This window comes from Serratia sp. 22278, assembly GCF_052045405.1.
Taxonomy (GTDB): domain Bacteria; phylum Pseudomonadota; class Gammaproteobacteria; order Enterobacterales; family Enterobacteriaceae; genus Serratia; species Serratia marcescens.
Genome location: NZ_JBQEOW010000008.1, coordinates 229,859 through 238,526 on the forward strand (window position 1 = coordinate 229,859; position 8,668 = coordinate 238,526).

Consider the following 8,668-nt stretch of genomic DNA (forward strand, 5'->3'; position numbering starts at 1 on the left):
AGGCGTCAGCACTGGCGGCGGACCAAACCGCTGATCAAATCCAGCGCGTCGTCCGCCGCCGCGATTTCGCTTTCGCTGAGCGCCTGCCGTTCGATGAAGCTCTCGATGGCTTCCAACAGGGAGAAGACGCTGATTTCATCTCCTATCTTTACGACTTCGCAAACGCCACGCCCGATCGCCAGACAGATGGCTTCATCAAATTCACACGGTTTGCTGTTCATTTTTCCCCCTACGGCATTTGGGATTATATCGGCCATGCTACCGGTTTTTTCCCGGTGGCTGTCTGACGAAAATCCCATTTTTTCGTTGATGCTGACGGGCGCACGATCGCGGGCATTGGCGAAATTCTGATTTCCTCACCGTGGCCAAATTTCCCTTGTGACCACCGTGCCGGCGCGGTATTGTCGCCAAATGACGACAATACCGCCTCATTGTCCGCATAAAAAATTCATGACGTTATCATCCCTTCATCCCGCTGCCGTGCGGGATTTTTTTATGAGGTTTATCCCAAAGTGCGGATAACCTCGACGCGATCGCTTGCCATGTTCTGGGAATAATCCTAGCTTGAAATAGTCATTTAGGGTTAGCAATCCCTCATGACCTCCTTGTAACACTTGATGCACCAGAACGTTTTCTCCCCCGCTTAGGCGGGGGTTTTTAATGACGTGCATCAGAAAAGGCCGTGAACGTAGAACCGACAGAGTTCGTGACGATAACCAGTTTAAGCATCAGGGGACGGGACAATGAAAAATGATCTGGCGGCGGCGATCGCGATTGGCTGTGTGTTGTTGTTCGCATTGGCGGTCGGTTCGCCCCTTTCTATCGTTACTTCGCTGTAATCTTCCGCGGCCCCGTTCGGGGCCGCTCATCGCGCCAGTCGCCGCGTCTGCGGATTTTTGCGTCGATCGCCTGCCCGCGCGATAAAATCAGCCAGTTCGCTGTTGATGTATGGCGAACTTTGAGTACTCTGAGTGCTTTGCACATCCCGCGTGCGCCCATTCTATCTATGCTTTAATCAGGCCTATCACAGGAATCGCCATGCCCGCCCGCCAAATCTCAAGGAGCCCGCTCTGATGCTGGAGATGTTATTACAGTGGTACCGCCGCCGCTTCACCGATCCTCAGGCCATCGCGCTGCTGGTGATCCTGGTTGCCGGGTTCCTTATTCTCTATTTTTTGCATGGCATTCTGACCCCGTTGCTGGTCGCCATCGTGCTGGCGTATCTGCTGGAGTGGCCGACCGCGCGCCTGCAGCGCATCGGCTGTTCGCGCACCTGGGCGGCGAGCGTCATGCTGCTGGTGTTCGCGGGCGTCGCCATGCTGCTGGTGTTCGTCGTCGCGCCGACCGCCTGGCAGCAGGGCATCAATCTGATGAGCGATCTGCCGGGCATGCTCAACCAGTTCTATAACTTCGCCGCGACGCTGCCGAAGCGTTATCCGGCGCTGGTGGATGCCGGCATCATCGACATGATGGCGGAAAATCTGCGCAGCCGGTTGTCCGGCATGGGCGAATCGGTGGTGAAATTCTCGCTGGCGTCGCTGGTCGGCCTGCTGACGTTGGCTATCTATCTGATCCTGGTGCCGATGATGATGTTCTTCCTGCTGAAGGACAAAGAGCAACTGCTGAACGCGGTGCGCCGCGTGCTGCCGCGCAATCGCGGCCTGGCGGGGCAGGTCTGGAACGAGATGAATCAGCAGATCACCAACTACATTCGCGGCAAAGTGCTGGAGATGGTGATTGTCGGCGTGGCGACCTACCTGGTGTTCGCCGTGCTGGACATGCGCTACTCGCTGCTGCTGGCGGTGCTGGTGGGTTTCTCGGTGTTGATCCCCTACATCGGCGCGGTGCTGGTCACCATACCGGTAGTGGTGGTGGCGCTGTTCCAGTGGGGCGTCGGCGCCGATTTCTGGACGCTGATCGTCGCCTATCTGGTGGTGCAGGGGCTGGACGGCAACCTGTTGGTGCCCATTTTGTTCTCCGAAGCGGTCAACCTGCATCCGCTGGTGATTATCCTGTCGGTGATCGTGTTCGGCGGGATGTGGGGCTTTTGGGGCGTGTTTTTCGCCATACCGCTGGCGACGCTGGTGAAGGCGGTGATCCATGCCTGGCCGGATGAACTGCGGGTCGAGGTGGAAGACAAGGCCGACTGACTGGGAAGAAACGAAGCGCAGCAGGCCGCTGCGCTTCGTGAGAATTACTGCTGCAGGTAGTTCAGAACGATGTCGTGGTGATTGGTGGTTTTGAAATCATCAAACACTTTTTCAATCTTGCCGTTGGCGTCGATCAGGAAACTGATGCGGTGGATGCCGTCGTAGGTCTTGCCCATGAAGGTTTTCTCGCCCCACACGCCAAACTGTTGTGACACCTGATGATCTTCATCAGACAACAGCGTGAAGTTGAGCAGCTCCTTTTCGGCGAAGCGCGACAGTTTTTCCGGTTTGTCGGTGCTGATGCCCAGCACTTCGACGCCGACCTTTTTCAATTCGTCCATGTTGTCCCGCAGGCCGCAGGCTTGCACGGTGCAGCCCGGCGTCATCGCCTTCGGATAAAAATAGACCAATACTCGCTGTCCCTGGAAGTCGGCCAAATTAATTTCCTCACCGTCCTGGTCAGGCAAACTAAATTTCGGCGCTGTGTCACCGGCTTTCAATGGGCTCATCACTACTCTCCATCTTTCTCGTCATGCTGTGGATAGTTCACCACGCTAATACTGCCTTGCGCGTTCAATTCTGTACATAGGCGATGGAAGGCTTGCTCAATATTTGAGGCGTCCCGATCGCCGGAGCTGTGGGCGGTGATTTGGATATACAGCTGCGGCGGCAGGTCGCCGTCCGCCGGCTGCGTGCGCGAGACCAGTTCGGCAATATTCATCTGGCTGGAGTCGAACAAATCGGTAAAGCGTTCGATGATGTGCGGCGAGTCCTTCACTTCCACCTGCACCCACACCGTGGCCGGCATCGGCGGCCTTTCGTGCGAGTTTGTGCGCTTCATCACGATCAGCAGATCCAGCTCCGCGCCTTTTTGCGGCAGGGTGGATTCGATCAGGGTGATGGCGTTCCAGCTGCCGGACAGCAGCATGATGAACGTGAACTCCTCTCCCAGCATGGCCAGACGGCTATCTTCGATATTGCATCCGCAACTGCTGACGTGGCGGGTGATGGTATTGACGATTCCGGGGCGGTCGGCGCCGAGCGCGGTAATCACGAGATAGTGTTCGTCTGACTGAGGCAAAATAGCGCTTCCTGTCGTGCTCAATGGGGTTACCATGGTAAACATAAAAAAAACCGCCTGCCAAGCGCTTACAACGCGGTTGTGCGCTTGCTTTTGGATAGGCAGCAAAAGTACCATGAGTGACTTGTTTGTGGAGGGGACGGCCAATGTTTACGGGAAGTATTGTTGCACTGGTTACGCCGATGGACGACAAAGGTGCTGTCGATCGCGCGAGCCTGAAAAAATTGATCGATTATCATGTAGCCAGTGGCACCGCGGCGATCGTTTCCGTAGGGACCACCGGCGAGTCCGCAACGCTTGCCCATGACGAGCACGTTGACGTGGTGCTGCAGACGCTGGAGTTGGCCGACGGCCGCATTCCGGTGATCGCCGGCACCGGCGCCAACGCCACCGCCGAAGCCATCGCGCTCACCACCCGCTTCGCCAACACCGGCGTGGTGGGCTGCCTGACGGTGACGCCGTACTACAATAAGCCGACGCAGGAAGGGCTGTATCAGCACTTCAAGGCGATCGCCGAGAGCACCGAACTGCCGCAGATCCTGTATAACGTGCCTTCGCGTACCGGCTGCGACATGCTGCCGCCGACCATCGCTCGGCTGGCGAAAATCAAGAATATTGTTGCTGTAAAAGAAGCGACGGGGAACTTAAGTCGCGTTAGTCAGATCCAAGTGCTGGTTGACGATGAAGATTTCATTTTGCTGAGCGGCGACGACGCCAGCGGGCTGGACTTCATGCAACTGGGCGGCAAAGGGGTGATTTCCGTGACGGCCAACGTGGCCGCGCGCGAGATGGCGGAACTTTGCGCGCTGGCGGCGCAGGGCAAATTTGCCGAAGCGCGCCGCTTAAATCAGCGCTTGATGCCGTTGCATCAGGATCTATTTGTAGAAGCAAACCCAATTCCGGTGAAGTGGGCCTGTAAGGCGTTGGGATTGATGGCAACCGATACGCTGCGTCTGCCGATGACGCCGTTGAGCGAAGCCGCCCGCCCGGTGGTGGAGCGCGCGCTGAAAAGCGTCGGTTTGCTGTAACTCTAAGGGAAATTTGATGGCTTATTCATTGCAAAAGTCGACGGTAGCAAAAGTAGTGGGCATCTCATTGGTGATGATGCTGGCAGCCTGCAGCAGCGATCAGCGCTACAAGCGCCAGGTCAGCGGCGACGAGGCCTACCTCGACGCGGCTCCGCTCAAGGCGCTGAACGCGCCGTCCGGCATGATCCTGCCGGTGCAGAGCGGCAACTATGACGTGCCGGCCACAACGGTGCAAGGCAACGTCGGCAAGCAGCTGGACATTCGTCCGCCGGTGCAGCCGTTGGCGCTGCTGAGCGGTTCGCGCGCGCAATATGCCGGCGACAGCGGCACGCTGCTGCTGGAAAACAGCCCGCAGAACCAGAACCTGTGGTCGCGCGTGGTCAGCCTGCTGCAGGCGAAGAACATCGCGATCGCTTCCCGCCAGGACGCCGGTCAGACCCTGACCACCGACTGGGTGAAGTGGAACCGTCTGGACGAAGACAACCAGTACGAAGGCCGTTATCAGATCAGCGTGCAGCAGCAGGGCTACCAGCAGGCGCTGGTGGTGAAAAGCGTTGGCCTGCAGCAGCAGGGCAAGACCGAGCAGGTGACCGATCAGTCTGAGATCCAGCGCTACAACGGCATGATGATCAACACCCTGATCGAAGGCCTGGACAAGCAGGATAACCTGGCGAGCAGCCAGACGGCCAGCCGCTTCGGCGCGCTGGACGTGCAGAGCGGCGCCGATGACACCGGCCTGCCGATGCTGGTGGTGCGCGGCCCGTACACCGTCGTGTGGGATCGCCTGCCGCCGGCGCTCGAAAAACTGGGGATGAAAGTGGGTGACCGCAGCCGTCCGCAGGGCACCGTCGCCGTGACCTACAAGTCCCTGAGCAGCAGCGATTGGGATGCGTTGGGCGTCAAGGATCCTGAACTGACGGAAGGCGATTACAAACTGCAGGTCGGCGATCTCAACAACCGCACCAGCCTGCAATTCATCGATCCGAAAGGCAAACCGCTCACCCAGTCGAAAAACGACGCACTGGTGGCGGCATTCCAGTCAGCCTTCAGCAAAACCAGCGTTAACTAATCAAAAAGGGGCTTCGGCCCCTTTTTGTTTTGTCTATACGGTATCGTTTGCGTCACAGGTTTGGCACAATAGTGTCCGGCACGCCAAAGAATTCATTAGGTCAATTCTATACCCCCTAATTTCGGGCCGCGCTCGGGAGACAACGGGGATACATCACTGGAGTAAGTAAGATGCAAAAGCTAGCTGAGCTGTATCGCGGAAAGGCAAAAACCGTTTACACCACCGAGAATCCCGATCTGTTGGTGTTGGAGTTCCGCAACGATACGTCAGCACTGGATGGTCAGCGCATTGAGCAGTTCGATCGCAAAGGCATGGTGAACAACAAGTTTAACCATTTCATCATGAGCAAACTGGAAGAAGCCGGCATCCCGACCCAGATGGAGCGTCTGCTGTCCGACAACGAAGTGCTGGTGAAGAAGCTGGACATGGTGCCGGTGGAGTGCGTGATCCGCAACCGCGCCGCCGGTTCGCTGGTGAAGCGTCTGGGCATCGAAGAAGGCCTGGTGCTGAACCCGCCGCTGTTCGATCTGTTCCTGAAAAACGACGCCATGCACGATCCGATGGTGAACGAATCCTACTGCGAAACCTTTGGCTGGGTGAGCAAAGAGCATCTGGCGCGCATGCGCGAGCTGAGCTACCGCGCCAACGACGTGTTGACCCAGCTGTTCGACGACGCCGGCCTGATCCTGGTCGACTTCAAACTGGAGTTCGGTCTGTTCAACGGTGAAGTGGTGCTGGGCGATGAGTTCTCGCCGGACGGCAGCCGCCTGTGGGACAAAAACACCCTGGACAAGATGGACAAAGACCGTTTCCGTCAAAGCCTGGGCGGCCTGATCGAAGCCTACGAAGAAGTGGCGCGCCGCATCGGCGTGAAACTCGACTAAGCGTCGGCACCGCCATTCGGGGCGATCCGGCCGGATCGTCCCGCTATTCTGCGTTTTTCCAGAAAATTTCTACATTTCCTCCGCGGCAGACCATTTATAATGATGGATGCGAGATGACTAAAACCTATCCCACTCAGGCTTGAAGCTGCCTTTGCGCTTACGATCGCGGCGCAACTTCAACGAGCAGGGGAAATATCTGGAGTGTATTTATGCGTTGGCAAGGGCGTCGGGAAAGTGACAATGTTGAGGATCGTCGCGGGCAGTCTTCAGGTTTGGGCGGCGGCGGTTTCCGCGTGCCGGTGGGCGGCAAGGGCGGCATCGTTATTCTGGTGGTGGTGCTGGTGGCCGGTTATTACGGCATCGATCTGTCGCCGCTGTTGAACGGCGGTAACGTCGCGCCGCAGGGTCAACAACAGAGCGCCAGCATCAGTCCGAAAGACGATGAGCTGGCCAAATTCACCTCGGTGGTGCTGGCTTCGACCGAGGACAACTGGAAAGAGATTTTCCAGCGCATGGGCAAAACCTATCAACCGCCGAAGCTGGTGATGTATCGCGGCGTGACGCGCACCAGCTGCGGCACCGGTCAGTCGGCGATGGGGCCGTTCTACTGCCCGGGCGACAGAACGGTGTATATCGATCTGTCTTTCTATCAGGACATGAAGACCAAACTGGGCGCCGGCGGTGATTTCGCTCAGGCCTATGTGGTGGCGCACGAAGTCGGCCACCACGTGCAGAACCTGTTGGGCATCGAGCCGAAGGTGCGCCAGATGCAGCAAGGCGCCAGCCAGGCGGAAGTGAACCGCCTGTCGGTGAAAATGGAGCTGCAGGCGGACTGCTTCGCCGGCGTGTGGGGTAAATACGCCGAGAAGCAGCAGATGCTGGAAGAGGGCGACCTGCAGGCGGCGCTGAACGCCGCGCAGGCGATTGGCGACGATCGGTTGCAGCAGCAGAGCCAGGGCCGCGTTGTGCCGGACAGCTTCACTCACGGCACCTCGCAGCAGCGCTACACCTGGTTTAAACAAGGCTTCGACAGCGGCGATCCCAATACCTGCAATACCTTTGCATCCCGTTAACGCCTCAAGTGCCGGAGCCTGACTCCGGCATTTTTTTCGGATTGAGATACAGCCTTATGTTACAGGCAGCGCAACAACTCATGCGGCGGCAGGGCATCCGACGCCTGCTGGTGCTCAGCGGTGAACCTGACTGGTGCCGCGAACAGGCGCAGCGGCTGGCGGCGACGCTGCCGGGCGACTGGCCGTGGGTGGGGGAAAACCCGCCGCCCGGCCTGACGGCTTTGCCGAGCCGCGCGGTGCGCCAATTGCTGGGGCAGGAGCGGCTGCACGCAGTGTTCGACGCCGGTCAGTCGCTGGACGTGGAGGCGTTGGCGGCGCTGTGCGGCGCATTGCGCGCCGGCAGTTGGCTGCTGCTGTTGACGCCGCCCTGGCGGCAATGGCCTCAGTTGCCGGACGGCGACAGTCTGCGCTGGAGCGATTGTCCGCAGCCGATCACCACGCCGCATTTCATTCATCATCTGCAGCAGCATCTGGCCGATGACAGCGAAGTGACGATCTGGCGGCAGGATGAGCCCCTGACGCTGGCCGCGCTGCCAGCGCGTGAGGGGTGGCAGCCGCCGGATGGCCGCCCGACCGAGGAACAACAGGCGATCTTGACGGCGCTGCTGCAGGCCGAGTCCGGCGTGTGGGTGCTGACCGCCGCCCGTGGCCGCGGCAAATCGACGCTGGCCGGCATGCTGGTGGCGCAGTCGCTGCTGACTTGCTGGATCACCGGGCCGAGCCGCGCCGCCACTGAGGTGGCCGGGGAATGGGCGCAGGGGCGCGCGCAGTTTTGGGCGCCCGATGCCTTGCTGGCGCAGTGCCGGGAAGGCGACGTTAGTGAGGTGGGCTGGCTGCTGGTGGATGAGGCGGCGGCGATCCCCGCGCCGCTGTTGCAGCAGTTGATCGGTTATTTTCCTCGCGTGCTGTTGACCACCACGGTGCAGGGCTATGAAGGCACCGGCCGCGGTTTTCTGCTGAAGTTTTGCGCCGGGCTGCCGTCCTATCAGGCGTTGAGCCTGCAACAGCCGATGCGCTGGGCGCAGGGGGATGCGCTGGAACGGATAACGGACAATGCGCTGTTGTTCAACGAGCTGCCCGCCTGGCCGGCGGACGGCCAGGCGATCGATTACAGCCAGGCGGAACAGCGTGAACTGTGCGCCGATCCGCAGCGGCTGGCGCGTTTCTATGCTCTGCTGAGCAGCGCGCATTACCGCACCTCGCCGCTGGACTTACGCCGGCTGATGGATGCGCCAGGCATGCATTTCGGGCTGGCGCAGGCCGGACAGGAAGTGGTCGGCGCCGTGTGGCTGGCGGAAGAAGGCGGCTTGAGCGCCGAGTTGGCGCACGACGTGTGGGCCGGCCGCCGCCGGCCGCGCGGCAACCTGGTGGGGCAGTCGCTGG

Annotated in this window: 9 protein-coding genes; 6 read left to right on the forward strand and 3 right to left on the reverse strand. The window is 59.6% G+C overall.

From position 1 onward, the window contains the following. Positions 1–5 precede the first annotated feature (5 nt). Complete coding sequence (locus ACTJJ6_RS16605) at positions 6–221, reverse strand: hypothetical protein (protein WP_049299947.1); 216 nt, start codon at positions 219–221, stop codon at positions 6–8. An 852-nt stretch (positions 222–1,073) separates the two neighbouring features. Here ACTJJ6_RS16605 and ACTJJ6_RS16610 point away from each other — a divergent pair. Continuing rightward, positions 1,074–2,150: an AI-2E family transporter gene (locus ACTJJ6_RS16610; RefSeq protein ID WP_016926738.1), complete on the forward strand. Its 1,077-nt coding sequence runs from the start codon at positions 1,074–1,076 to the stop codon at positions 2,148–2,150. Between the two features lie 44 nt (positions 2,151–2,194). On the opposite strand, the gene bcp is transcribed toward ACTJJ6_RS16610, so the two are convergent. Beyond that, positions 2,195–2,659, reverse strand: coding sequence for a thioredoxin-dependent thiol peroxidase (bcp, locus tag ACTJJ6_RS16615; RefSeq protein WP_015378709.1), 465 nt, complete (start codon positions 2,657–2,659; stop codon positions 2,195–2,197). A gap of 2 nt (positions 2,660–2,661) precedes the next feature. Beyond that, positions 2,662–3,267 carry a glycine cleavage system transcriptional repressor gene (locus ACTJJ6_RS16620; protein ID WP_369783268.1) on the reverse strand — a complete coding sequence of 202 codons (606 nt, stop codon included), beginning with the start codon at positions 3,265–3,267 and terminating at the stop codon, positions 2,662–2,664. A 110-nt stretch (positions 3,268–3,377) separates the two neighbouring features. On the opposite strand from ACTJJ6_RS16620, the gene dapA reads away from it, so the two are divergent. From dapA to ACTJJ6_RS16645, 5 genes are all read left to right on the forward strand, one after another. Beyond that, on the forward strand, positions 3,378–4,259 hold the full coding sequence (gene dapA / locus ACTJJ6_RS16625) for a 4-hydroxy-tetrahydrodipicolinate synthase (RefSeq protein WP_004941701.1): 882 nt from the start codon (positions 3,378–3,380) through the stop codon (positions 4,257–4,259). A gap of 16 nt (positions 4,260–4,275) precedes the next feature. Continuing rightward, positions 4,276–5,328 (forward strand): outer membrane protein assembly factor BamC, encoded by a 1,053-nt coding sequence (bamC, locus tag ACTJJ6_RS16630; protein ID WP_015378707.1) that lies wholly within the window; start codon positions 4,276–4,278, stop codon positions 5,326–5,328. A 170-nt stretch (positions 5,329–5,498) separates the two neighbouring features. Continuing rightward, entirely contained in the window at positions 5,499–6,212 is a 714-nt protein-coding gene (purC, locus tag ACTJJ6_RS16635; RefSeq protein WP_004941708.1) for a phosphoribosylaminoimidazolesuccinocarboxamide synthase, read from the forward strand. 209 nt (positions 6,213–6,421) lie between these two features. Next, positions 6,422–7,285, forward strand: a complete 864-nt coding sequence (ypfJ, locus tag ACTJJ6_RS16640) for a KPN_02809 family neutral zinc metallopeptidase (protein ID WP_440803541.1) — start codon at positions 6,422–6,424, stop codon at positions 7,283–7,285. A 56-nt stretch (positions 7,286–7,341) separates the two neighbouring features. Next, the coding region (locus ACTJJ6_RS16645) for a tRNA(Met) cytidine acetyltransferase TmcA (protein ID WP_440827411.1) at positions 7,342–8,668 on the forward strand (1,327 nt) is incomplete at its 3' end.